Raw genomic sequence first — 23,837 nt, 5'->3', positions numbered from 1 at the left:
TCAGCCAGACGGTGAAGCGTGTGAAGTTGCTTCGTCCGCCATCTCCCCACGGTGGGCCGTTGTCGAAAGCCATGCGCTGCGGCAGCCCATAGCGGCGAAAGGCGGCAATCAGGTGGGGTTTGACCGTTTCGCCGGTCTCGTTGATGCAAGCCTGCAGCACGACGGAGAAGCGCGAATGGTCGTCGAGCGCGGTCAGCGGATGCAGCCGGCCGCCCTGCCGCAACGCGACATGGCCCTTGAAGTCCATCTGCCACAGATCGTTGGGGGCGGCATGCTCGAAGCGCCCGAACGGCTTGGCTCCACCCCCGAGCAAACCCAGCTCGACGCCATTGCGGTGCAGGATCCCGGTCACCGTGGAAGGTGCAGGCGAACCGGTTCCCTCGCGCCGCAGGACCTTGGAGATCTTGCGTCCGCCCCAGGCCGGGTGCGCCCGGCGCATGCCAAGAACCGCCGCCTCGACTGCATCCGGGCTGCGCGCCGGGCTCGTCGCTGGACGGCGCGATTGCTCCGCAAGCCCGGCTTCGCCATAGGCGCGATACCGCGCGATCAACTTGTGACCACAGGTTCGGCCAACCCCGAAACGACGACAAAGCGCACTGACATTGCTGCCATCCTGCACCGCAAGACGCACAAACTCCAACTTCCCATCCATCACGCTGGTGTTCCCAAATGGCATCGCGAACCTCCCGGCGCAAAGCACGCCAAACTGTTCGCGATGTCCTCGCACACCTGTTCGCGATGTCTCCGGTCCAAACATAGGGGAGTAGGGGAGTAGGGGAGTAGGGGAGTAGGGGAGTAGGGGAGTAGGGGAGTAGGGGAGTAGGGTGTGTGTTCCGCAGGTACAATCTGCCCCTACTGCCTTATTCTCCCCACTCCCCTAGAGCAATCAAATGCCTTCACCGGCAAGTTCCTCCGAAATCGTGCCGACCTGGTCCTGGGCGCTGCGCATCATCGGATAGATGGCCAGCACCTTTTGCCAGGCCTCGAGCGCCGATTGCTTGTGGCCGGTCAACGCCATGATCTGCGCCAGGCCGGACAGCGCACCGAAATGGCGCGGCTCGAGCTGCAGCGTATGGTCGATGTCGGACATCGACTTGCCGTAGTTCTTCATCATGAAATGCACGGTGGCACGCCGGTTCCAGCCTTCGGCATAGGTCGGCTGCAAAGTCACCACCTGGTCGAGGAAATCGAGCGCGACGTCGAATTTCTGGCTTTCGACGGCTTTTTGCGACCATTGCATCATCAGGTCGATCGAGGCGCTGCCGGATTGCGACCACTCGCTCCAGATGTTGCCGGCGATGCGCTCGGCCGCCTTTTCGTTGCGCTCGCGTTTCAGATCGCTGAACAACTGGTCGAGGCGGGCTTGTTTCGTCGTTGCGGCGGGCGGGGCGTCCTGAGTGGCCGGCGGCGCGACAGCATCATCCGCCCATGCCGGGCCATAAATGGCGCCGGAAACAAGCAGAGATGTCAAAAATGCAAAAAGAATCCGCATCACCGGACTCTAGTCCCGGGCGGCGGAACGTCAAACTGAATTTGGCGTGAAAAGGCCGGCAGGCGGCAACAAGCATCAAATGGGCGGAGGCAACAGCCTCCTGCCCGAAAGCTCAGCCCTGGCGTGCCTTGTAGCGCGGGGCGGTCTTGTTGATGATGTAGACGCGGCCCTTGCGGCGAACCAGCTGGTTGTCGCGGTGACGCGCCTTCAGCGCCTTGAGCGAATTCTTGATCTTCATGGTCTTGCCTGTCGGTGTGGACCCGGTCCGGGTCGAAATTTTAAGGCGCGCCAGAAGACGCGCCTTTGAACTGTGGGTGGCTCATAAACGAGGAGCCTTGTCCCTGTCAACCGCAAGCGTGCTCCATTGCGGCTGTGAATCATCCCTGTCATCAATTATCCGCCATGTCGGCCTGGCGCATTGCGCGGCCCTGGGCCGGCTGGGATGATGCGGTCGCCGTGAAGTGATTTGGAGAGAACCATGCGCCGAATGTTCCTGTCCGCCTGCCTTGTCCTGCTGGCGGGAGCCTCGGTTGCGCGCGCGCAGGAATGCGACCGCAGCGACGACAGCCAGCAGATGATGAACATCTGTGCCGGCGAAGACTATCAGGCGGCCGACGCCAAGCTTAACAAGGCCTATCAGGATCTCACCAGCTCGGATGATGCCGGCGGCAAGAGATTGCTGCAGGTGGCGCAACGCGCCTGGATCGCTTTTCGCGATGCCGAGTGCGCGCATTCCACCGCCGCCAGCGAAGGCGGATCGATCCATTCGATGGAAGTTTCGCAATGCCTGACCAGATTGACCAATGATCGCGTCAAGCAGCTCGCTGCCGCGGCCAATTGCGAGAAAGGCGATGTGAGTTGCGCCACTCCAGGCGAGGACGAGAGCGACGACGTGCAGTAGGCAACCTTATGAGGCGCGACGGCTGATCCGAGTGAAATGGCCCATCTTGCGGCCGGGCCGCGCTTCGGCCTTGCCGTAGAGATGCAGCATCAGATCGGGCTCGGCGAGAAGCTCAGGGACGCGCAGCACATCGTCGCCGATCAGGTTCTCCATCACGCAGTCGGAGTGGCGGTCCGGGCTGCCGAGCGGCAGGCCGGCGATGGCGCGGATATGCTGCTCGAACTGCGAAACGATACAGGCGGCTTCCGTCCAATGGCCGGAATTGTGCACGCGCGGCGCGATCTCGTTGGCCAGCAGCGAGCCGTCCGCCAGCACGAAGAACTCGACGCCGATGACACCGACATAGTTCAGCGCCGACAATATCGTCGATGCCGCCATTCGGGCTGCTGTCGCGGTTTCGGGCCTTACGCCGGCCGGCAAGGTCGACGTATGGAGAATGCCATTGCGGTGGACATTCTCGGCCGGATCGTAGGCGACGACCGCACCGTCCAGCCCACGCGCCGCGATCACCGAGATCTCGCGCTCGAACGGCACGAAGGCCTCCAGGATCAGCGGCACATTGCCCATCGTCTCGCAGGTGCCGGCAAAACCGCCTGCTTCCATGTTGCTGAAGACGCGCTGGCCCTTGCCGTCATAGCCCATGCGCCGCGTCTTCAGGATGCCGCTGCCGTCGAACGCTTTCAGCGCCGCCGTAAGCTCGTCATCATTGTCGACGGCGTGGAAATCGGCGGTGGCAATGCCGATGCCGTTGAGGAATGTTTTTTCGTCCACCCGGTCCTGCGCCACTTCCAGCGCACGCGCCGGCGGATAGACCGGAACCTTGGCCGCCAGCGCGCTGGCCGCCGCGACCGGGACGTTCTCGAACTCGTAGGTGATGACGGAACTCGACGCTGTCAGTTCGGCAAGGGCGGCCGGGTCGTCATAGGCAGCTGTTATTTGCCGGTTGGCGACCTGTGCCGCGGGGCAATCCGCTTGCGGCTCCAGCACCACGGTGCGGTAGCCGAGGCGGGCGGCGGCAACAGCCAGCATGCGGCCGAGTTGGCCGCCGCCAATGATGCCGATCGTCGATCCGGCGGGCAGGCTCACGGCGTATCCGTCGGTTCTGCCGCGACCTTGGCGGTCTGCGCGGCGCGCCAGGCATCCAGACGGACGGCAAGGCTATCATCGTTCAGGGCCAGCACGGCAGCGGCCAGAAGGGCTGCGTTGGCGGCGCCGGCCTTGCCGATGGCCAGCGTGCCCACGGGAATGCCGGCCGGCATCTGGACAATGGACAGCAGCGAATCCTGCCCGGAAAGCGCTTTCGATTCCACCGGCACACCGAACACCGGCAGCGGCGTCATCGCCGCCGTCATGCCGGGCAGGTGCGCCGCACCGCCGGCGCCGGCGATGATCACCTTGTAACCGGCCGCCTTGGCGCCTTTGGCGAAATCATAGAGCCGGTCCGGTGTGCGATGCGCGGAAATGATCAGCCGCTTGTGCGGGATGCCTAGTGCTTCCAGCGTTTCGGCGGCATGACGCATCGTCGCCCAGTCGGACTGGCTGCCCATGATGATGGCGACGTCGGCGCGTTGATCGTCCAAGTCCGTGTTCCCCGGCGACAAAGGCGCGCCTTAGCGGAATTCGCGCGAGGCCGCAAGGATAGGCGGCCGCCGCTTCGGTCCGGCAAGACGGAAACCAGCCGTTCAGATGCCGTCGCGCTCGGCCTCTGGCGTCGAGACCAGCAACGCCGAAGCCGCGTTGGCAGCGGTGACCGCCGCGTGCATGGTCTCTCCTCGGGCAAGTCCCGCGGCCAGCGCGCCAACGAATTCATCGCCGGCGCCATGCGTGCTGGCGACCTTGACCGGGACGGCCAGCAGCGCAAAGGCCTCGCCGGTCTGGTCGCAACAGGCGACGCCCTCGCCGCCCGCCGTGACAATTGCCACCGGATAAAGATCGGCCAGCAGCCGTGCGGCTTGCGCGGCCCCGTCCAGCGTCTCGACCACTGCTGTGCCAGCCAGGAATTCCGCCTCGATTGCGTTGACCACCAATATGTCGACCAGGGCGATCAACTCGTCGGAGAGTTTGCGCGCGGGGGCCGCGTTGAGCACGACGCGGCCGCCCCGTGCTTTGACGGCGCGTGCGGCGGCAATGTTGCCGGCTTCCGGCACTTCGTTCTGTAACAAAAGCACTGCCGTTTGGGCCATCACATCGGAAGCAGAGGCAATGTCGGCATGGCCCAGTGTCAGATTGCTGCCTGAGACGATCACCGCGCCATAGTCGCCGCCCGCGTCGAAGATCGCCACGCTCATGCCGGAGCTGGCGCCAGCGGCCACCCGCACGAAGCGGTGGTCGACCAGCGCGCGATCGAGATTGGCCAGCAACGCCCGCCCGAAATCATCGTCGCCGACGGCGCCGATCATCGCCGCGCGCACGCCGGCCCGCGCCGCCGAGACAGCCTGGTTGCCGCCCTTGCCGCCGCATTTCGGGTGCCAGGCATGGCCGGTCACCGTCTCGCCCTTGCGTGGGCGGTCGGGCGCGTCGACCATGATGTCGTAGTGCAAGCTGCCGAACACGGTGACCAGCGGCGATGTCGTCATGAGCCCCGGTCTTTTCGTTTCGATGTCACCGCCGACATGGTGCGGCCGAGGTTGCGCTCCGCCGCCTGATAATCGCGCTGCGCCACCGCCACGAACAGCGCGTCGAGGATGTTGAGCTGGGCAATGCGCGCCGCTGCGTTCTCGCCCATCAGCGGCGAGCCTTGCGCGGTCGAGCAAAGCACGATGTCGGCGACCGCAGCCAGCGGCGAGTTGTCGTAGTTGGTGATGGCCAGCGTGCGGGCACCGTTCTTGCGGGCCAGCTGGATGGCGTCGATGACGGCCGACGTGTTGCCCGAATGCGAGAAGCCGACGGCGATGTCGTCGCCGCCGAGCAGCGAGGCCGACATCAGCATCATATGCGAATCATCATAGACCGATGCGCGGATGCCGATGCGCAGAAACTTGTGCGAGACATCGCGGGCAATCTGCGCCGAGCCGCCGACGCCATAAAAATCCCGGCTCTTCGCACGGTAGAGAAGATCGGCGGCGCGGTCGAAATCCTCGATATCGAGGATCGCCAGCGTTTCCTCCAGCGCCTGGATGGAGGTGCGGAACACCTTCTGCACGATCTCGGCCGAACTGTCGTCGGACGACAGTTCCTGGTGCATCTCGGCGGTCGGCAGGCGACTGTATTCATAGACGGCGGTGCGGAAGTCGCGATAGCCGGAAAAGCCTAGCTTCTTGGCGATCTTGACCACCATCGCCTCGGACACGCCAGACTCTTCGGCGATCTGCTTCAGCGGAATGCTCTCGTCGAAGCCGCGCCGGCCGAAGACGGTTTCCACCACCTTCGCCTCCAACGGGGTGAGATGCGGCATCATCATGCGGATGCGTGGTCCTACCGCTTTCAGGTCCAGCCCGCTCAAGGTCATCCACGCCCCCTCGTCACGCGATCGATAAGCATCGCGGCGAGGATTATAAGACCAGTTGCCAGAAGCTGATAGAAGGACTGGACGTTCATCAGCGTCAAACCGTTGCGCATGGCGCCGAGGATGATAGCGCCCAGGATGGTGCCGACGATGCTGCCCTTGCCGCCCATCAGCGAGGCGCCGCCGATGGCGGCAGCCGCGATGGCGTCGAGTTCCCAGAGATTGCCGAGGATGGGCTCGGCGGCGCCGAGCCGGCCGATCAGGATCTGCGCGGCAAGCGCTGCCAGCAGGCCTGAGATCATGTAGGCGGCGATCTTGGTGCGGGCAATCGGCACGCCGGCGATGTAGGCCGCCTCCTCGTTGCCGCCGACGGCAAGCAGATATTCGCCGAAGGGCGTCTTCTTCAAAACGACCCAGGCGACGACAGCCACGCAGGCGACGATGACGACCGCCAGAGGCAGTCCAAACAGCGATCCGTTGAAGATGGCGCGGAACCCCGCGGGCAGGCCCAGAACCGGATTGCCGCCGGTGTAGATCAGTGCCAGCGCCCGGTAGGTGCTGAGCGTCCCCAATGTGACGATGAAGGGCTGCAGCCCGACATAGGCGACGAGCACGCCGTTGACGAGGCCGCAGGCAAGGCCAATGGCGAAGCCGGCGGCGATGGCCAGCGGAAACGGCACGCCGGCGACCATCATAGAGGCCGAGATGACGGCCGAGAGCGCTGCCGTCGGCCCGACCGACAGGTCGATGCCGCCGGAGATGATGACAAGCGTCATGCCCAGCGCCAGACAGGCATTGATGCTCGACTGCTGCAGGATGTTGATCAGGTTGCGCTCGGCGAAGAAGCCAGGCACCAGCGCGCCGAAGACGGTGAGGATCACGACAAGACCGATCAGCGTGCCGGCGTCGCGCATGGAAACCCCGCGCACGAATTCGGCCCGCGGCCGCACCAGAGTGGTATCCGACATATCCGTCACCTACTGCCTTGCCTGCTGTGCGGCCGGCGTTTGCGTTTGCGGGATGGCGTGCGCCGCGATCGCCTGTTCGCTGATATCGTCTCTGTGGAGTTCGGCCGCGATCGTGCCGTCGCGCATGACCAGCACGCGGTCGGCAAGCCGGATCACTTCGGGGAGCTCGGAGGAGACGACGATCACGGCATGGCCCTCGGCGGCGAGTTCCTCGATCAGATGATAGATCTCCGCCTTGGCGCCGACATCGATGCCGCGCGTCGGTTCGTCGAACAAGAGGATGCGGGTTCCCGCCGCCAGCCAGCGGCTGATGATCGCCTTCTGCTGGTTGCCGCCGCTGAACAGGCGAATCGGCCGGTCGAGCAGAAACGGCCGCAGGTTGACACGGCTCATCTTCTCGACGGCCACGTGTTTCAACCTGGCGTGATCGATGAGACCGCGCGGCGCGAACACGGCCATCGAGGCGAGCGCCATATTGCAGGTGATCGAGCGCAGCGGCACGATGCCTTCGCGTTTGCGCTCCTCCGGCACCAGTCCGACGCCGGCGGCAATCGCATCGCGCGGGCTGGCGAAGCGCGCCGCCTTGCCGTCGATTGCAATCGTCCCGGCCGTGGCGCGATCGGCGCCGGCCAAGAGCCGCAAAAGTTCAGTGCGGCCGGAACCGACCAGGCCGGCAATGCCCAGCACCTCGCCGCAATGCAGATTGAACGACACGTTGCGCACCTTCGTCGCCGAAGAGAGGCCACGCGCGCTCAGCATGACCTTGTTCGTGGCATGGGAATTATGGTGTTCCTGCGCCAGTTCGCGGCCGACCATCATCGCCACGACCGCTTTCTCCGACAGGTCTTTCAGATCGACGGAATCGACGACGACGCCATCGCGCATGATGGTGGCGCGCCGGCAGATGCCGAACACCTCGTCCAGCTTGTGCGAGACATAGACGACCGCGACGCCGTCGCGGGCGAGGCCGGTGATGACTTGCGCCAGCCGTTCGAATTCGCTCGGCGTCAGGCTCGATGTCGGCTCGTCCATGGCGACGATGCGGGCGCGATCGAGCAGCGCGCGAGCGATCTCGACGATCTGCCGCTGCGCCACCTTCAGGGTACCAAGGGGTGCCGCCGGATCGATGGAGGGATCAATGGCCGCAAGAGCATCCGCAGCACGGCGCTCTTGCTCGCGCCGGGCGACGAAGATACCGCCGCGCGTCAGCGGATGGCCGAGGAACATGTTCTGGGCGACGCTGAGGCGCGGTACCTGCTGCAATTCCTGATGGATCATGGCGACGCCCGCAGCGCGTGCGGCGACCGGGTTGGCGAGTGTAACCGGCTTGCCGTCGATGAGGATGCTTCCCGCTGTCGGCCTGTAGACGCCAGACAGGACGCGCAGCAGCGTCGACTTGCCGGCGCCGTTTTCGCCGAGCAGGCCGTGGATTTCACCGGCCCCGACCGAGAGTGACACCTCGTGGAGCGCCCGTACGGCCGGAAACAGCTTGGAAATGCCCTTGAATTGCAGCCGGGGTGACATCGGGTTCTATCTCCGGGCAAGAGTGCCGGCCGGCAGCGAATTGCTCTGGCCGGCACCCGCCGATTAGCCTTATTGGCCCGCTGCCGCGTCCTCGAGCAGGGCCTTGCGCGCGCCGGTGCCGGAATAGCGGTCGGCATTGTCCTTGGTGATCAGCGCCTGCGGCGTGGCGACAACGCGCGGCAGCTTCTGTCCCGCGACGAGACGCAGAGCTGTTTCCAACGCCACTTCGCCGGTCAGCACCGGGAAGCTGTCGACCGTGCCGGTCAGTTCGCCGGCCCGTATGGAGGCGTAGGCATCGGAAATGCCGTCGGTGCCGAAGACCGCAACCTTGTCCTGCAGGCCGGCGGCCTTGACAGCCTCGACGATGCCGAGCGCCATGCCGTCATTGTTGGCATAGAAGCCGATCAGGTCGGGGTGCTGCTGCAGGATGTTGGTGGCCGCGTCATAGGAGGCTTGGCGGTCCCAGTTGCCGGGAACGCTGGCGACAACCTCGAATTTGCCCCCCTCGGTGATGGTCGACTTGAAGCCGTCGGTGCGCTGCACGGCGGCATAGACGCCAGCCTGACCTTCGACGATGGCGACCTTGCCGCCATTCGGACGATTCTTGATGAACCATTTGGCGACGCGCACGCCATTGTCGCGTTGGACATTGCCGACATAATGCTCGGCCTGCGGGATGACGGCGTCATTGACGTTGACCACCGGCACGTTGGCGGCCTTGGCCTGCTCCATGATCGGCTGCAGATTGGCATCCGTCTGCGGCGAGACGAGCAGCACGTTGTAGCCCTGCGTCACCAAGCCTTCGGCGATGGTGAGCTGGCCGAGCTGGTCGCCCTCGCTCTGCGCTGCCTGATAGACGACGGGAACGCCGACCTTGGCGCCGAATGCCGTGTAGCCCTCGCCCAGCGAGCGCCAGTATTCATTGGTCAGCGTCTTGGAGACCGCGCCTGCCTTGGTGCCTTCGGGCAGCTTGGGGAACGCGCCGAATTTAGCCTCGACCTGCGACCAGTCGATGCGGTCCTTTTCCGTGTCGGAATTGAGCGGCGCGAGGTCGGCGGCAAAGGCAGAGCCGATCGAGAGCGCCATCAGTGCGGCGGTAGCGGTGGCAAGCAGAAGTTTCATTGTATTCCTCCCTGGTTGAAAACGGTGATGGCGCGGATGCCTCAGCTATCCGGCCCGAGCATGATTTCCTGGATGATGGCCTGCGACGTCACCGCGTCCTGGCTGTCCATGGCGGCGGACAGGCGATTGTCCTGCTCCAGCCGGTCGACGACGCGCAGCATGCGCTTGACGGTGGCGATGTTGACTTCGCACTCGCGCACCGGATCGAGCCCGGTCATATCGGGGAACGTGTCGAAATAGATGGCGCCGGCGTAACCGTCGCGGCGAATCTGCCTGAGCAGCTCGATGGTCTGCAGCGTGTGCACCGCGCCGACCATCAGGCCGTCGTCGCGCTTGGCGTAGCCGTCGTTCAGGTGCACGCCGAGCAGCTTGCTGTGACGCGCCACCAGGGCCGCGGCAAAGGCCGGCTGTTCGTCGGCGTAGAGCACATGAGCGAAATCGAGCGTGACGCCGAGATTGGGCAGGCCCACATCGCGGATCGCCAGCAAGGTCGTCGCCGCATCCGGCATCAGGCTGTAAGAGCGTGGTTCGTTCGGTTTGTATTCAAGGCTGATCTGACAGTCGGGATCATGTGTCGCAACTTCACGAATCCCATCAATTTCGTGTTGCCAAAGCGTTGAATAGTCGGCCTGGAAGGCGTAGTCGAAGCCATCTTGGCCGAGCCACAGCGTCATCAGGCTGGCGCCGGCCTCACGCACGGCATCGATGCCGGCCTTGGTCAGGTCGATGGCCTCGCGGCGCACCGCCGGATCCGGATTGGTGAAGGCGCCGAGCTTGAAGGCGGGGTTGGAGTAGTAGCGCATGGCAAAGCCATTGATGGAAAGCCCGAGATCGCCCAGTTTCAGGGTGATTTCCGTGGGCTTTTCACCGGCGTGGTCAGGAAAGTTGAGGTCGAGATCGGTAAGCCCCTCGACCTTGGCGGCGCGCGCCGCCATCTGCAGCAGCGACGGCTTGCCGGTAAGATCGGGCCACTCGGCCTGCGGTCGCGAGGCAAAGGAATTCAGGCGCGTGGCGAAACGGTTGGCTGTCATGAGCGATCCTTCATCGTCATGACTTCACATAAATATAGATATTTGTAAAGTTATTGTTGAAAAGTTGTGAAGCAGCCGCCAAGCTGGACCCGCCAAGGCGCGCAGAGGGAGCCGCGCGCAGAGGGAGCCGGCAGTTTCCTGGCCGGTGCCGTGGAGAGCCCGTCAGGGCAGTAGGCGCATGGATGGCGCGTGCTGGTTACGGCCGGCGCATTTCAGGTAGCGATTCGCCGGGTGTTCAATCTGGCCAGCGTAAGACGCCGGACGAATCCTTGCGGGAGACTTTCATCGCATCGGCCGGGCGGTCCTTGGCGGTCAATATGGCGCGCAGCCGTTCGGCGACGATCTCGGCCTCGCCGGGATGAAGATTGCAGGGGTCGAGGAAGAAATGGCCGCGCTCCACCTCGTGGTTGCGCACGATAATCGGCGGCGAGCCCGTCGCCAATGCCGAGGTGAGACCGGCCGCCGTGAACCGGCTTTCGGGCAGTACAAAAATCTGAAGCCGATCCAGAGGGTTGGCGGTCGGATCCGGGATGATCTGCGCGATGACGCCCGGCAGCCCGTGCAACGTGTCCTTCCACAGGTTGAGCGCGGCGTCTTCGCGGCGGCGGATGCCGGCATGGTCGCGCTTTTCCCAGGCTTCCAGTGCGGCCATGGTGCCGGCGATGCTTTCCTTGCCGACCTTCATGGCGCGGGCGACGCCGCGGTTCTGCAGATAAGCGGCGCGAACCAGATCCTTGCGGCCGGTGACGATGCCGCTGGTCGGCCCGCTCAGGAATTTGTGGCCGCTGTAGATGACAATGTCGGCGCCGCGCGCGAGGAAGTCGCGCAGATCATACTCTGAAGCCGCATCCACGATCACCGGGACACCCCTGGCGTGGCAGATCTCGCAGAATTCCTCCAGCGACAGCATGCCATACTGCACGGTGTGGTGCGCAACGACATAGAGGCCCGCCGCCGTGCGGTCGTTGATCGCGTCGCGCACATGATAGTCCTGCGTCACGCTGACCGTGCCGGCCGGCACGACCCTGGCGCCCGCCAGCCGGACCGACTGGTCGATCGGCGCACCATAGTTGACGATGTGGCCGAGCTGGACGATGACCTCCGACTTGAGACCTTCCGTGTTATCAGGCAGCCGCTCGATGGCGAGCAGATTGGTCCCCGTCATCGCACCGGCGATCGCCATGGTGATGCCGCTGGCGCAGCAGGCAGTGATGAAACCGGTTTCGCCGCCGGTCAGGCGCGCGACGATCGTGCTTGCGGCGCGTTGCAGGTCATCCATTTCCACCCATTGCGAGGCCATTTCCGCCATGGCGCTGATCGCTTCGGGGACAATGATCGACGCGCCGAGCGCGGTCATCGTGCCGGAGACATTGATGATCGGGCGAAGGCCGAGCCGTTCGCGGATGGTGGTGTTGGAGCCGTCGGTGGAAGTGGTTTTCATCTCTCGGATTCCATTCTTCTAAAGGTCAGGCGGCGATCTCGACAACCGCCTCGATTTCAACGGTGATGTTTCCAGGCAAGGAGCCGACGCCGATCGCCGAGCGGGCATGGCCGCCGATATTGTCGAACACATCGGCAAACAGGTCGGAACAGCCATTGACCACTTTCGGGTGGTCGCTGAAGGTCGGTATGGCGTTGACGAAGCCGAGCAGCTTGACGACGCGCACGATCCGGCCAAGGTCGCCGGTGGCTGCGTGCATGACGGCAAGCAGATTGAGGCCGGTGAGGCGGGCATGGCCATAAGCCTGCTCGACGGTGACATCGTCTCCTACCTTGCCGGTGAACAGTTTGCCATCGGTGCGCAGCGGTCCCTGGCCGGACAGGAAGATCAGCCGGCCGCTTTCGGCATGGGTGACGAAGTTGGCGATCGGGGTCGGCGGCTCGGGCAGCGTCAGGCCCAACGCGGCGAGCCGGATATAAGGCGTCATGAAAGAAGGCTCCTTACGACAGCGTTCGCTGTCCCGTTCTAGAAATGCGAGGCGCGGAAGCGTGCCAGGAAGGTGCGCAGGCGCTCATTGTCGGTGTCGGCTGCCAGGATTTCGGCGGGTGGACCCGCCGCGCTGACGCCGCCATCGGCCATGAAGATGATGCGGCTCGAGGCATCTCGGGCAAAGGCCATTTCGTGCGTGACCATCACCATCGTCATGCCGTCCTCGGCCAGGCTGCGCACGACCTCAAGCACCTCGCCGACCAGTTCCGGGTCGAGCGCGGATGTTATCTCGTCGAGAAGCAGGATCTTCGGCCCCATGGCCACGGCGCGGGCAATGCCGACGCGCTGCTGCTGGCCGCCGGACAGTTCGGCGGGCAGGCTGTCGGCCTTGTGGGCTAGACCGACCCGGCCGAGCCAGTGTTCGGCGATGGTGCGCGCTTCGGCGTTGCTCTTGCCGCGCACCTTGGTGAGGCCAAGCATGATGTTGCCGGCGGCTGTCAGGTGCGGAAAGAGGTTGAAGCTCTGGAACACCATGCCGGTCTCGGCGCGCATCGCGGCGAGATCGCGTTCGCTGCGACGCTGGCGGGTTCCGGCTTCGCGAAAGCCGACCTCCTTGCCGTCGATGCGAATCGAACCACTGTCATAGCTTTCGAGAAAGTTGACGCAACGCAGCAGCGTGGTTTTGCCGCTGCCGGAGGGGCCGATGACCGTCACCACCTCCCCCTTCGCCACCTGCAGGCTGACCGAACGCAGGACCTGGACGGTCCCAAAGGCTTTGGAAACGTCCAGGACGTCGAGAAGGGCCGGGGTGTTTTTCGGACTTGTGGACATTGCTATTCCCGGATGAAGGAGAAACGCCGCTCGAGCCGCCGGCTGGCGAGCGAAAGGGCATAGTTGACCGCGAAGTAGATGAGCGCGCCGAGAATATAGAGCGGCATGGCCTCGTAGGTGCGGCCGATGACCTGGTTGATGGCCTGCATCAGGTCGGTGATGCCGAGCAGCGATACCAGCGCGCTGCCCTTGACCGCATCGGTGACGCCGTTGATCCAGGGCGGCAGGAAGCGCCTGAACGCCTGTGGGAAAATGACGTAGGCGAGCCGCTGGCGAAAGGTGAGTCCGATCGCCATCGCCGCCTCGGACTGCCCTTTCGGAATGGAGCCGACAGCACCTCTGAAATATTCGACGACCTGGGCTGTCTTGAACAGGGTCAGCGCCAGCACGGCGGCCCAGAACGACGGCAGATGAAGCCCGACGGCCGGCAGTCCGTAATAGACAAAGAAGATGAGCACCAGGATCGGGATGCCGCGGATGGTGTCGCTGAAGATGCGCACGGCCCATTGCAACGGCACCGGGCCATAGACCAGACCGACGCCCATGATCACGCCGGCAATCAGCGAAAACACCACGACCAGCAGGGATACCCACAGTGTCAGCGCAAAGCCCTGGGCGAGGAAAGGCAAGGCATAGGCGATCTGGGTCAGCATGTCAGCGCGCCGCCCTGAACCGGCGCTCGACAAGCCGAAGCGCAAAAAGCAAAATGTAGCCGGTCACCAGATACATCGCCGTGACCACGAGATAGACCTCGACGATGCGGAAGGTGTTGAAGTTGATCCACTGGGCGCCATAGGTCAGCTCCGGCACCGAAATGACCGAGGCGACGGAGGTGTCCTTGAACAGCGATATGAAGGTGTTGGACAATGCCGGCAAGGTGATGCGCAGCATGGTCGGCAGGCGCACGTTGAGCAGCCTTTGCCAGGGCGTCAGGCCGATTGCCTTGCCGGCGTCCAGCTGTCCGCGCGGAACGGCTTCGAGCCCGGAGCGAAACACCTCGACCAGATAGGCGCCGCTATAGAGCGACAGCGTGACGACGAACGAGGTCGGCGCGCTGTAGGCGATGTCGACCACTGTCGGCAGGCCGTAGAAGACGAGGTAGACGAGCAGGATCAGCGGCACGTTGCGGATGAATTCGACGTAGGCGGCGATGATGGTGCGCACGATGCGTCCGGCAGACACGTACCAGACCGCCAGAACCAGGCCGATGACGGTGCCGATGGCGATCGATATGACGGCGAGCTCGAGACTGAGCAGCAGTCCTCCCCACAGCTTGTCGAAGTGCCGCCAGATCAGGTTGAAATTAAGGGCATAGCCCATGCGTCCGCCTCAGTGCCGCAGGCTTAGAGCAGTTCACCGTTTCACGGAAACGGCGACCCGCTCTAACTCTTTGTTTTGGCGCAATTCCGGGCGGAAAACCGTTTCACACTTTTCCTGGAATTGCTCTAGGGAGGCGGAAGGGCGCTGGATACGCCCTTCCGCCCGGCAGGTCAGATGGCTGGGAAGCCGGGATGGCGCGCCGGCGGCTCCTGTCCGAAAAAGTCCTTGAAGGCGGCATCGTAGAGTGCGTTTTCGTGGCCGAACATGGCGATGGTGAAGGTCGAGTTGACGAAGGTCAGCCAGTCAAGGTCGCCTTGCCGGAGTGCCGCGCCATAAAGCATGCTCAGCCAGCTCTTGCCGGCGTCGAAATATCTGTCCGGATTGCGCGAGGCGAGCCAGCGCACCGTGGACAGATCGACGGCAGCGGCGTCGACGCGTTTCGATTCCAGTGCCTGCAGCACGTTGGCCTGGGTATCGATCTGCATAACCTGGCACTCGGGCAGCACCGAATGCACCTGCGCCTCGGCATCGACATTCTGCAGGATGGAGACGCGTGTCGCCGAGCCGCCGGCAAGCAGCTTGTCGAAGGTCTTGTTCTCGGCGGTCGGAAGGCTCAGCAGGGCGACGCCCTCGACGTAGTAAGGCCGGGAAAAATTGACCAGCTGCGAGCGCTGGGCGCTCATCGTCATGAACTGAATGGTGATGTCGACCTTGTTGGTGGTGACGTTGGGGATGCGCTGTGCCGGATCCTGCATCACGAACTCGACCTTGGTCGGATCGTCGAAAAGGCCCTTGGCAAGAATGCGCCCCATGGTGATGTCCATGCCGACGAGTTCGCCGGCATCGTTCTCGAAGTGCCACGGCGCATTGGTGCTGCCGGTGCCGACGATCAGCTTGCCGCGATCGAGCACGGTGCGCAGCAGGCTGTCGGGTGCTGCCTGGGCAGCGGCCTTTTGGGCATCGACGGTTACCGCCGCACCCACGACGCCGGCCGCGGCCAGTCCCGCCATTCCCAATTTCAGAAAATCACGTCTTCCGGATGTGTCGTTCACGGCGACCTCCTTTCGTTTGTGTTCCCCTTGCACAGGCAATACACGCGTCAGTGACGTCGAAGCGATTGTCTCTTACAAGAGACGAATGTATCCTGTACAGGACAGATACTAACACCGGGAATCAACAATGCAAGATGGCAATACCTCGGCACTTTCAGCCGGCGAGAAGATTTCGGGCTCCCGTGAAAAGGGGCTCAACCGGGTGCTCGAGATTCTGGAGTTTCTTCACACGACCCAGCGCGCGATCGGCATTGGCGACCTTGCCAAGGGCGTGAACGCGCCCCGCTCGACGACCTATACGCTGGTGCGGTCGCTGGTCGATGCGGGACTGCTGGAAATGGAAGGCGACGGCAATCGCGTCTATTTCGGCAAGAAGCTCTATCTCTACGGAATGGACTATGTGCGGGGCAACGACCTGTTGAGGCGGGGGCGCCAGGAGGTCGACAATCTGTCGCGCGAGACCGGCGAGACTTCCGAACTGTGCATGCTGCAGAGCGGCCGCTATACGATCGTCCATGCGAGTCCCGGCACCAGACCGTTCCGCATCAGTTCCGCCACCGGCTTGCAGATACCGCTGCCCTGGACAGCCTCGGGGCGGCTGCTTCTGGCGGGGCTGGAGAAGGCTGAGATCGAAGACATGGTGTCAAACGACGATCTCGTGCTGCCCGACGGGCGCAAACTGCGGCTTGACGATTTCGTCGCCGACATCGCAAAAGCGCAGGTCACCGGCCATTGCGTCACTTCGGGCCTTGTCGATGCCTATACGAAGTGCCTTGCCGCTCCGGTGTTTTCAGCGCCGGGCAAGGTCGAGGCGACGATGTGCCTGGTGGTCCCCATCGATACGTCCGAGGAGCGGACCGGCGAACTCATCGGCCTGCTGCGTGATCGTGCCGCAAAGCTTTCGATCGCCGGGTAGCGCGCGGGCGAGCGAATGCCAACTCACGCAATGATGTCGGGAATGATCTTGTCTTCCAGTGCCATCAGCCGATCCTTGAGGAACAGCTTCTTCTTCTTCATGCGCTGGATCTGCAGCGGATCGCAGGTCATGGCGATCATCGCGTTGATGGCGGCATCGAAATCGGCGTGTTCCTGCTTCAGGCGGGAAAATTCGAGGCGAATATCGGCCTGTTCCTGATCGGACATTCTCTACCGTCTGCACGTCTGCGGCGCCCAAAGCTGGGCCTGATTGGGCGGGGCCGGGTGTTTTGTCACCGGCGTGCAGCCCATATCACATTTCACAGTGTCGTGGAATGCTACCACGGATCATTCGACATCGCCCGCGGAAGGTGACACACTGTCACCGTGCCGTCACAGAAGCGAACCTGCGGTGGACGCGCCGTGACGGTTGCAATCGAGGAAAACCATGAAAGGGAGAACCAATCATGTCTCTTGCATCCCATCTTGATGAGTTGCAGCGGAAACACGGCGACATCGAACGTGAAATCGATGACGCGATGAATCATCCATCGGTCGACGACCTCGAAATCGTGAATCTCAAGCGACGCAAGCTGGCACTCAAGGACGAGATTGAAAAACTAAGAGGCAAACCGACCACGCATTGATACCCTCCTGACATAGCCGCCCAATATCCGCGGCCTCTTTTCCCGGCGGCACCACGCCGCCGGTGTGGAGGGTTTTGATTTCCAGCACCGGTCTGTCAGCCGAAGCTGGACTTGCACAGGCTCAATTTCCGCTTCGGCCGTCGCCCGTTTCGCCAGATCATCGATTGTTTCCTGGCCTCTGGTGGCGGACCGATTCCGGCCAGTGGCGACCTGTCGCCATTGACAAGCCATCTTTGCTCCTCCACCTCATGCCCGGACCTCAGCGCATCGGCCCGGGGCGTCGTTGTGCGTCCATGCAGGACACAAGATGCTCCAGAGACAAAAGGCTGCCGGCATGACCGGATATTTTTCCTCTCCTTTTCCCCGCCGTACGTCGGTCGGCGTCGATGTCGGCGGCGTGATCGTCGGCGGCGGCGCGCCTGTCGTCGTCCAATCGATGACCAACACCGACACGGCCGATATCGACCAGACCGTTGCGCAGGTCGCAGCCCTGCACCGGGCCGGGTCGGAGATCGTGCGCATCACCGTCGATCGCGACGAGAGCGCCGCCGCCGTGCCGCGCATTCATGAGCGGCTTCAGCGGCTGGGTATCCACGTGCCGCTGGTCGGCGATTTCCACTATATCGGCCACAAGCTTTTGGCCGATCATCCGGCCTGCGCCGAGGCGCTGGCCAAATACCGCATCAATCCGGGCAATGTCGGCTTCAAGGACAAGAAGGACCGCCAGTTCGCCGATATCGTCGAGATGGCGATCAAGCATGACAAGCCGGTACGCATCGGTGTCAACTGGGGCTCGCTCGACCAGGAGCTTTTGACCCGGCTGATGGACGACAACCAGGACAAGGGTTTCCCGCTGACGGCCCAGGAGGTGATGCGCGAGGCGATCGTGCAGTCGGCGATCCTGTCGGCCGAGATGGCGGAAGAGATCGGCCTTGGCCGCGAGAAAATCATCCTGTCGGCCAAGGTCAGCGGCGTGCAGGACCTGATCGCCGTCTATACCGAGCTCGCCACCCGCTCCAACCACGCGCTGCATCTCGGCCTGACCGAAGCCGGCATGGGCTCGAAGGGCATCGTCGCTTCGTCGGCCGCCATGGGCATCCTGCTCCAGCAAGGCATCGGCGACACCATCCGCATCTCGCTGACACCGGAGCCGAATGGCGACCGCACGCGCGAGGTGCAGGTGTCGCAGGAATTGCTGCAGACCATGGGGTTCAGGCAGTTCGTGCCGATCGTCGCCGCTTGCCCCGGCTGCGGCCGCACGACCTCGACCGTGTTCCAGGAACTTGCCCAGAACATCCAGGCGGATCTCAGGAAGAATATGCCGGTGTGGCGCGACAAATATCCCGGCGTCGAGAACCTCAAGGTCGCGGTGATGGGTTGCATCGTCAACGGCCCGGGCGAGTCCAAGCATGCCGACATCGGCATTTCGCTGCCCGGCACCGGCGAGACGCCGACCGCGCCTGTCTTCGTCGACGGCAAGAAGGCGGCGACGCTGCGCGGGCCGTCGATCGCCGCGGATTTCGAGAAAATGGTCGCCGACTATATCGAACAGCGGTTCGGTCGCGGCGGCAAGGCCGCGGCAGAGTAAGTCAAATGCAGCGTTTCCTATGGGCGACGCTGATCCTGCTGTACGGGCTGACCTGGTCGGCCCTTGTGCAGGCCGATCCGCCGCAATCCGCCAAGCAGCGGCTGATCGACAAAGTCTGCAATCTGATCCAGGCGCATGCCGACCAGAACGGCCTGTCCAGGGATTTCTTCGCCCGGCTGATCTGGAAGGAAAGCCGTTTCGATCCCAACGCCGTCAGTCCGGTCGGCGCCGAAGGCATTGCCCAGTTCATGCCGGGCACCGCCAAGATGCGCGGGCTTGCCAATTCCTTCGACATCAACCAGGCGATTCCGGCTTCGGCTAGATATCTCGCCGAAATGAAAACCGGCTACGGCAATCTCGGCCTGGCCGCCGCCGCCTACAATGCCGGCGAGAGCCGGGTGTCGCGCTGGCTCAGCTCCGGGGGGTTCCTGCCAATGGAGACCGAAAGCTATGTCTTAGACATCATGGGCGAACCAGCCGACAAGTTCACGGACCGGGCCTATGCTGGAAAAGTCGAGCCGCTCGACGCAAAGACGGATTTTGCCGTCGCTTGCCGAAAACTGCCGGTGATCATGTCGCGGACGGTGGCCATGGCTTCGATCAACATAAAGCCATGGGGCATCCAGGTGGCCGGCAATTTTCGCCGCAGTGCCGCGATCAACCAGTGGCTCAGGGTAAGGAGCCGGTTCCCGGCCCTGCTCAACGGGCATGATCCGGTGGTCAGCCGGGTGCGCACGCCGATCGGCCGGCGCGGCATCTACGCGGTCAGGATCGGTGTCGACCGCCGCGCCGATGCCAACGTTATTTGCCAGAAATTGCAAAGTGTCGGTGGGGCGTGCGTGGTGGTGCGCAACCGGTAATTTGGCCGCTGCCGGCGCGATGTTCTGTCTGAGAAAGGCATTTATAAGCGACAGCCGGAACGTCGCATCCAGCAAAGATTTCAGCTATAGCGGCCGCCATCTTTACTGGGCGGCGGCCCTGTCTTTGACGAGCAGCATGGGTCTCAACATGTTCGATGGATACATTATCTGCGGCACGCCGAGGAACGGAAGCACGCTGCTGTGCAAGCTTCTGGCATCCACGAAGACGACTGGCGATCCGCACTCATTCTATCGGCGGCAGGATGTGCTGGAGTGGGCTGAAGAGTGGAAGCTGCCCGATCGCGACACGATGAGTGAGCTCGACTTCAATGTCGCCTATCTCAACGCGGCGATCGCTGCGGGCAAGGGTGGAACCGGCCTCTTCGGCCTTCGCTTGATGCGCGAAAATCTGGATGAGCTTTCGACGATCCTCGACCGGATTTTCCCGAAACTGCCGTCGGACAGAGCGCGGTTCGAAAGAGCATTCGGCAATGTTCTCTACATACACCTCTCGCGGGAGGACAAGCTCGCGCAGGCTGTCTCCCTGATCAAGGCAGAGCAGACCGGTCTTTGGCATATCGCTCCCGACGGCACCGAGATCGAAAGGGTCGCGCCGCCGAAAGAGCCTCAATATGATTTCGAGCGGATCAAACGAGAGGTCACGGAACTCGAGACCTATGACGCGGCCTGGAACATTTGGTTCGCAGAGCAAGGCATATCCCCGCTGCGTGTCGGCTATGAGCGCCTTTCAGGCAATCCGGCCGCGACATTGCTAGGCATCTGCGAAGCCCTGAGGGTCCGAGCGCCTGACGAGGAGGATGTAAGCCCCGGCGTTGCAAAGCTTGCTGACGCGACAAGCCTCGACTGGATGCGCCGCTATCGTCTGGAGGCAGCAGCCGTCTGACGCATCCCATGGATGCAGCCTAGGCGGTCTTCGCCACGACCGTTTCGCTGAGCCAGGTGCCGATCTTGGTGCCGAGGCGGTCGGGCGAAACGGGCTTCGGCAGATAGTCGTCCATGCCTGATTCGATGCACTTGTCGCGATCACCCTTCAGCGCGTGCGCGGTGACGCCGATGATCGGGATGTGGGCGCCCGTCGAGACCTCCATCGCCCGGATGGCGCGGGTCGCCTCATAGCCGTTCATTTCGGGCATCGAGACATCCATCAGGATCAGCTTGGGGCGCAGCGCCCGGTACATCTCGACCGCCGTGCGGCCATTGCCGGCGATGCGGTAGCTCAAGCCCAACCCGCTGAGGATTTGGCCGAACACCAGCTGGTTCACGTCATTGTCCTCGGCAATGAGGATGTCGATCGGTCCGTTCGGCGCGGTTGTCGATTCCGGCGCTGCCGCGACCGGCATTGCCGGGCCGCGGATGACGGTGAAGGCGGGCGGCGCCGCCGGGGGAGCCTGCACGATCGGTTCGCGGACGAACCGCGCCTTGCCGACCTGCGAGCGGGCCTTCTGGATCACCGAGATGACCGTGCCGAGCAGCACCGCGGAGCGCGCCGGCTTGGTCAGGTGTGCTGCAATGCCGTAGTCGATGATCAGCTTGCCGAAATCGACCTGGTCGACCGAGGTCAGCAACACCACCGGGATGGAGGACAGCCGGCTGTCGGAAGCAATGGCTCTGGCGACGTCGGCGCCGTTCATGCCCGGCATTTGGTAGTCGAGGATGATGCAGTCGACGGCGGCGCCCAATTGAAAGGCGCGGTCGAGGAAAGCAAGCCCAACCGCGCCGCTTTCGGCGGCGGCGCAATCGAAGCTCCAGCTTCTGAGCTGCTCGAGCAGGATTTCGCGGTTGACCGGATTGTCGTCGATGACCAGCACGCGCGCGCCGGTGACGTCGACCGGCACGATCTCGTCGCGCGCCGCCGCCTGATGCGCGGCCAGCGGCACCGCGAACCAGAACACCGAGCCGCGGCCGATCTCGCTCTCGACACCGATCTTGCCTGCCATCAGGTCGACGAGGCGGGCGGCGATGGCGAGGCCCAGCCCCGTGCCCTCATGACGGCGGGTGGACGAGCCGTCCACCTGCGCGAATTTCTCGAATACATTCTGCAGTTTCTCGGCCGGTATGCCGATGCCGGTGTCTTCGACGCGGACCTTGAGCTGGACCACGTCGTTGACGATTTCGCCGCCGACATCGATCAGCACATGACCCTTTTCGGTGAACTTCACGGCATTGCCAAGCAGGTTGGTGATGATCTGCCGGAACCGGCCGGCGTCGCCGACGACATGGGCCGGCAGGCGCGGGTCGACACGCACGATCAGTTCGAGGTTCTTTTCGGCGACGCGCGCCGAGACCAGCGTCGCCACATCCTCGACCGCCTCGGAAAGGCGAAAGGGAGCAGGGTCGAGGGTGAGCTGGCCGGCATTGATCTTGGAGAAATCGAGGATGTCGTTGATGATGGTGAGCAACGCGTTGCCGGATTTGACGATGACGTCCGTGAAGGTCTTTTGGCGCGGGGTCAGATCGGTCTTCGCCAGCAGTTCGGCCATGCCGAGCACGCCGTTCATCGGCGTGCGGATTTCGTGGCTCATATTGGCCAGGAATTCCGATTTGGCGCGGTCGGCGGCCTCGGCCTTGAACAGGGATTCGGCGGATTCGGCAAAGGCGCGGCGGATTGCCACTTCCATCGGGCGGAAGATCCAGAAGGCGACGATGGCAAGTGCCGCGAACAGGATGCCGCTCGCCCACAGCAGCAGTCTGTCGCTTGAGGCATCGGCCAGGTGGCGCTCATCATCCATGGCGGTGCGGACGCGAACCAGCATAGGCTGGGCAAACAGGTCGTTCTGGTTGCGGATTTCGCGATAGCTCCACTCGTCGACCTTCTGCGCCACCGACATCAGGTTAAAATTGCGCACCATGTCGCGCGGCGACCAGAACAGATCGCCGTTGACGGAAGCGGACTGGAGTTCGTTGACGGTCTTGATCGACAGCCGCGGCTTGATCGCCGCAAGCTGGGCGGTCAGCGTCTCGATCTCGCCGGTCAGACGCTCCGAATGGCCGCGCGCCGATGTGGTCAGGGCATCGCGTGTCTCCGCCCGCCAGGCTGTGCCGGTCGTCTCGGCAAAGCTGGTCGCGTTGCGCAGGTCGCGGGTGAAGATGACGAGATTGCTGCTCAGCGCATCGATGTCGCGGCGAAAGGAATTGACGCGGTCAAGCGCAATCACGATGCCGGCGGAAGCCAGCGCGAAGATCAGCAACCCTGAAATATAGCGGATCCGGACCGACCGGATGAAGGACGAATATTCAGGCATGCGCAACCCCAACACATACGCACCATTTTAATGGCCGGGATTACGCTTCATTTACATTAAAATTTCGTTCGTGCGGGTAGGCAGGCCGTGCGAGCCGCCGGATGGACAGCACGCCTAGGCCGCTTCCACGACGAGGGCGCGGATGCGGCCACTCACCGGACCTTCCCCGAACCGTTTCCCAAGGGCATTCGCCACGTATCGCGTCGCCTCCTCCAGCGAGCCACCGCGCGCCTCGATCTCGGCCCGCAGGGGCGTGCCCTGGCAATAGGCCGCGGCCGCCTCATATGGCGAGGAAGCGGCGCTGACGGCATCCAGCGGCTCTATGGTGATGTCACGGAAGCCGGCGGCATGAAGGTCGGCGCGGATGACGTCCGCATCGTGATAGCCATGCGGCGTCCTTGCCATGAAGCGAGGCGGATCGGCCGGAAAGAAATGGCCGAGTGCCCGCGTCACTTCCTCGGCGAACTCGTTGTCTTCGATGGCACCCCAGACGTTGAACAGGAAATGCCCGCCCGGCCGCATCATCCGCCGCGCTTGCCCGTAGGCGCCCACCCGATCGGGGAAGAACATCGCGCCAAATTGGCAGACCACGGCGTCGAACCGGGCGTCCTCGAAGGGCAGTGCCTGGGCGTCGGCCTGCTGCCAGATGATACGAGGATCGTCCGACATCCGCGTGCGCGCGTGGTCGAGCATCGGCTGGTTAAGGTCGGTGGCCACGATGCGTGTTTGCGCCGGCAATCTTGCTGCCAGCGCACGCGTCACCACACCGGTGCCCGCCGCCACTTCGAGCACCGATTGCGGCCCGAGCTTCGACACTCTCTCCGCCAGATCCTGCGCATAGGGCTCGAAGATCAGCGGCACCATCGCCCGGTCGTAGACTTCGGGAATGGAACCGGTGAACAGCTTGTCGGTGGTCGACATGGCATCCCTCCAACTCTATCCGCACCG

The 23,837-nt window shown here is 63.5% G+C and carries 26 protein-coding genes; 6 read left to right on the top strand and 20 right to left on the bottom strand.

Going from position 1 to position 23,837, the window contains the following annotated elements; genetic code table 11:
* The 3 genes from NKI21_RS20570 to ykgO all read right to left on the bottom strand — a co-directional run.
* Window positions 1–727 (bottom strand): helix-turn-helix domain-containing protein (locus tag NKI21_RS20570; RefSeq protein ID WP_352866978.1); only part of this gene is annotated, 727 nt, incomplete at its 3' end.
* Between the two features lie 159 nt (window positions 728–886).
* The gene (locus NKI21_RS20565; RefSeq protein WP_352555428.1) at window positions 887–1,492 is read right to left on the bottom strand and encodes a tetratricopeptide repeat protein; all 606 of its coding nucleotides are present in this window, start codon (window positions 1,490–1,492) and stop codon (window positions 887–889) included.
* 112 nt (window positions 1,493–1,604) lie between these two features.
* Complete coding sequence (gene ykgO, locus NKI21_RS20560; protein ID WP_006327841.1) at window positions 1,605–1,730, bottom strand: type B 50S ribosomal protein L36; 126 nt, start codon at window positions 1,728–1,730, stop codon at window positions 1,605–1,607.
* Window positions 1,731–1,970: 240 nt separating this feature from the next.
* Here ykgO and NKI21_RS20555 point away from each other — a divergent pair, with 240 nt between their 5' ends.
* Window positions 1,971–2,393: a lysozyme inhibitor LprI family protein gene (locus tag NKI21_RS20555; RefSeq protein WP_352555426.1), complete on the top strand. Its 423-nt coding sequence runs from the start codon at window positions 1,971–1,973 to the stop codon at window positions 2,391–2,393.
* 6 nt (window positions 2,394–2,399) lie between these two features.
* On the opposite strand, the gene NKI21_RS20550 is transcribed toward NKI21_RS20555, so the two are convergent.
* The 14 genes from NKI21_RS20550 to NKI21_RS20485 form a co-directional block, all read right to left on the bottom strand.
* A complete protein-coding gene (locus tag NKI21_RS20550; RefSeq protein WP_352555424.1) occupies window positions 2,400–3,479 on the bottom strand; it encodes a 5-(carboxyamino)imidazole ribonucleotide synthase in 1,080 nt (359 codons plus the stop codon).
* Entirely contained in the window at window positions 3,476–3,973 is a 498-nt protein-coding gene (gene purE / locus NKI21_RS20545) for a 5-(carboxyamino)imidazole ribonucleotide mutase (RefSeq protein WP_023810926.1), read from the bottom strand. Before purE ends, NKI21_RS20550 begins: the two co-directional genes overlap by 4 nt.
* 102 nt (window positions 3,974–4,075) lie before the next feature.
* Entirely contained in the window at window positions 4,076–4,969 is an 894-nt protein-coding gene (locus NKI21_RS20540) for a ribokinase (RefSeq protein WP_352866976.1), read from the bottom strand.
* Window positions 4,966–5,841: a MurR/RpiR family transcriptional regulator gene (locus NKI21_RS20535; RefSeq protein ID WP_127296870.1), complete on the bottom strand. Its 876-nt coding sequence runs from the start codon at window positions 5,839–5,841 to the stop codon at window positions 4,966–4,968. The genes NKI21_RS20540 and NKI21_RS20535 overlap by 4 nt, the downstream gene beginning before the upstream one ends.
* Window positions 5,838–6,806: an ABC transporter permease gene (locus tag NKI21_RS20530; RefSeq protein ID WP_023810929.1), complete on the bottom strand. Its 969-nt coding sequence runs from the start codon at window positions 6,804–6,806 to the stop codon at window positions 5,838–5,840. Before NKI21_RS20530 ends, NKI21_RS20535 begins: the two co-directional genes overlap by 4 nt.
* A gap of 9 nt (window positions 6,807–6,815) precedes the next feature.
* Window positions 6,816–8,330: a sugar ABC transporter ATP-binding protein gene (locus NKI21_RS20525; protein WP_352866973.1), complete on the bottom strand. Its 1,515-nt coding sequence runs from the start codon at window positions 8,328–8,330 to the stop codon at window positions 6,816–6,818.
* A gap of 69 nt (window positions 8,331–8,399) precedes the next feature.
* Window positions 8,400–9,452 carry a sugar ABC transporter substrate-binding protein gene (locus NKI21_RS20520; RefSeq protein WP_352866970.1) on the bottom strand — a complete coding sequence of 351 codons (1,053 nt, stop codon included), beginning with the start codon at window positions 9,450–9,452 and terminating at the stop codon, window positions 8,400–8,402.
* Window positions 9,453–9,493: 41 nt separating this feature from the next.
* On the bottom strand, window positions 9,494–10,483 hold the full coding sequence (locus NKI21_RS20515; protein ID WP_352866967.1) for a TIM barrel protein: 990 nt from the start codon (window positions 10,481–10,483) through the stop codon (window positions 9,494–9,496).
* A gap of 235 nt (window positions 10,484–10,718) precedes the next feature.
* A complete protein-coding gene (locus tag NKI21_RS20510; protein ID WP_352866964.1) occupies window positions 10,719–11,924 on the bottom strand; it encodes an aminotransferase class V-fold PLP-dependent enzyme in 1,206 nt (401 codons plus the stop codon).
* 25 nt (window positions 11,925–11,949) lie between these two features.
* On the bottom strand, window positions 11,950–12,411 hold the full coding sequence (locus NKI21_RS20505) for a RidA family protein (RefSeq protein ID WP_128305969.1): 462 nt from the start codon (window positions 12,409–12,411) through the stop codon (window positions 11,950–11,952).
* Between the two features lie 38 nt (window positions 12,412–12,449).
* Window positions 12,450–13,244: an amino acid ABC transporter ATP-binding protein gene (locus tag NKI21_RS20500; protein WP_023810935.1), complete on the bottom strand. Its 795-nt coding sequence runs from the start codon at window positions 13,242–13,244 to the stop codon at window positions 12,450–12,452.
* Between the two features lie 2 nt (window positions 13,245–13,246).
* A complete protein-coding gene (locus NKI21_RS20495; RefSeq protein WP_023810936.1) occupies window positions 13,247–13,897 on the bottom strand; it encodes an amino acid ABC transporter permease in 651 nt (216 codons plus the stop codon).
* 1 nt (window position 13,898) lies between these two features.
* Window positions 13,899–14,564, bottom strand: coding sequence for an amino acid ABC transporter permease (locus NKI21_RS20490; protein WP_023810937.1), 666 nt, complete (start codon window positions 14,562–14,564; stop codon window positions 13,899–13,901).
* A 170-nt stretch (window positions 14,565–14,734) separates the two neighbouring features.
* On the bottom strand, window positions 14,735–15,616 hold the full coding sequence (locus NKI21_RS20485; RefSeq protein WP_128305966.1) for a transporter substrate-binding protein: 882 nt from the start codon (window positions 15,614–15,616) through the stop codon (window positions 14,735–14,737).
* Between the two features lie 127 nt (window positions 15,617–15,743).
* Between NKI21_RS20485 and NKI21_RS20480 the strand changes: the two genes are divergently transcribed.
* Complete coding sequence (locus tag NKI21_RS20480; protein WP_352442017.1) at window positions 15,744–16,532, top strand: IclR family transcriptional regulator; 789 nt, start codon at window positions 15,744–15,746, stop codon at window positions 16,530–16,532.
* A gap of 23 nt (window positions 16,533–16,555) precedes the next feature.
* Here the strand turns inward: NKI21_RS20480 and NKI21_RS20475 are convergent, their stop codons facing one another.
* Window positions 16,556–16,759: a YdcH family protein gene (locus NKI21_RS20475; protein ID WP_352866960.1), complete on the bottom strand. Its 204-nt coding sequence runs from the start codon at window positions 16,757–16,759 to the stop codon at window positions 16,556–16,558.
* A gap of 239 nt (window positions 16,760–16,998) precedes the next feature.
* Between NKI21_RS20475 and NKI21_RS20470 the strand changes: the two genes are divergently transcribed.
* The 4 genes from NKI21_RS20470 to NKI21_RS20455 all read left to right on the top strand — a co-directional run bounded on the left by NKI21_RS20470 (window position 16,999) and on the right by NKI21_RS20455 (window position 20,530).
* Window positions 16,999–17,178, top strand: coding sequence for a YdcH family protein (locus NKI21_RS20470; protein WP_013529217.1), 180 nt, complete (start codon window positions 16,999–17,001; stop codon window positions 17,176–17,178).
* Window positions 17,179–17,512: 334 nt separating this feature from the next.
* The gene (gene ispG, locus NKI21_RS20465; RefSeq protein ID WP_023810940.1) at window positions 17,513–18,766 is read left to right on the top strand and encodes a flavodoxin-dependent (E)-4-hydroxy-3-methylbut-2-enyl-diphosphate synthase; all 1,254 of its coding nucleotides are present in this window, start codon (window positions 17,513–17,515) and stop codon (window positions 18,764–18,766) included.
* 5 nt (window positions 18,767–18,771) lie between these two features.
* A complete protein-coding gene (locus NKI21_RS20460) occupies window positions 18,772–19,626 on the top strand; it encodes a lytic transglycosylase domain-containing protein (protein ID WP_023810941.1) in 855 nt (284 codons plus the stop codon).
* Between the two features lies 1 nt (window position 19,627).
* Window positions 19,628–20,530, top strand: a complete 903-nt coding sequence (locus tag NKI21_RS20455) for a Stf0 family sulfotransferase (RefSeq protein ID WP_352866958.1) — start codon at window positions 19,628–19,630, stop codon at window positions 20,528–20,530.
* A gap of 19 nt (window positions 20,531–20,549) precedes the next feature.
* Here NKI21_RS20455 and NKI21_RS20450 read toward each other — a convergent pair whose 3' ends face one another.
* Window positions 20,550–22,889: a response regulator gene (locus NKI21_RS20450; RefSeq protein ID WP_352866956.1), complete on the bottom strand. Its 2,340-nt coding sequence runs from the start codon at window positions 22,887–22,889 to the stop codon at window positions 20,550–20,552.
* Window positions 22,890–23,003: 114 nt separating this feature from the next.
* A complete protein-coding gene (locus NKI21_RS20445) occupies window positions 23,004–23,810 on the bottom strand; it encodes a class I SAM-dependent methyltransferase (protein ID WP_023810943.1) in 807 nt (268 codons plus the stop codon).
* Window positions 23,811–23,837 lie beyond the last annotated feature (27 nt).

Origin of the sequence: Mesorhizobium sp. M0715 (assembly GCF_040320355.1) — a bacterium.
In the GTDB taxonomy this organism is placed as follows: domain Bacteria; phylum Pseudomonadota; class Alphaproteobacteria; order Rhizobiales; family Rhizobiaceae; genus Mesorhizobium.
Note: the sequence above shows the minus strand (reverse complement) of the source record. Positions and strands in the feature narration are given on the sequence as shown.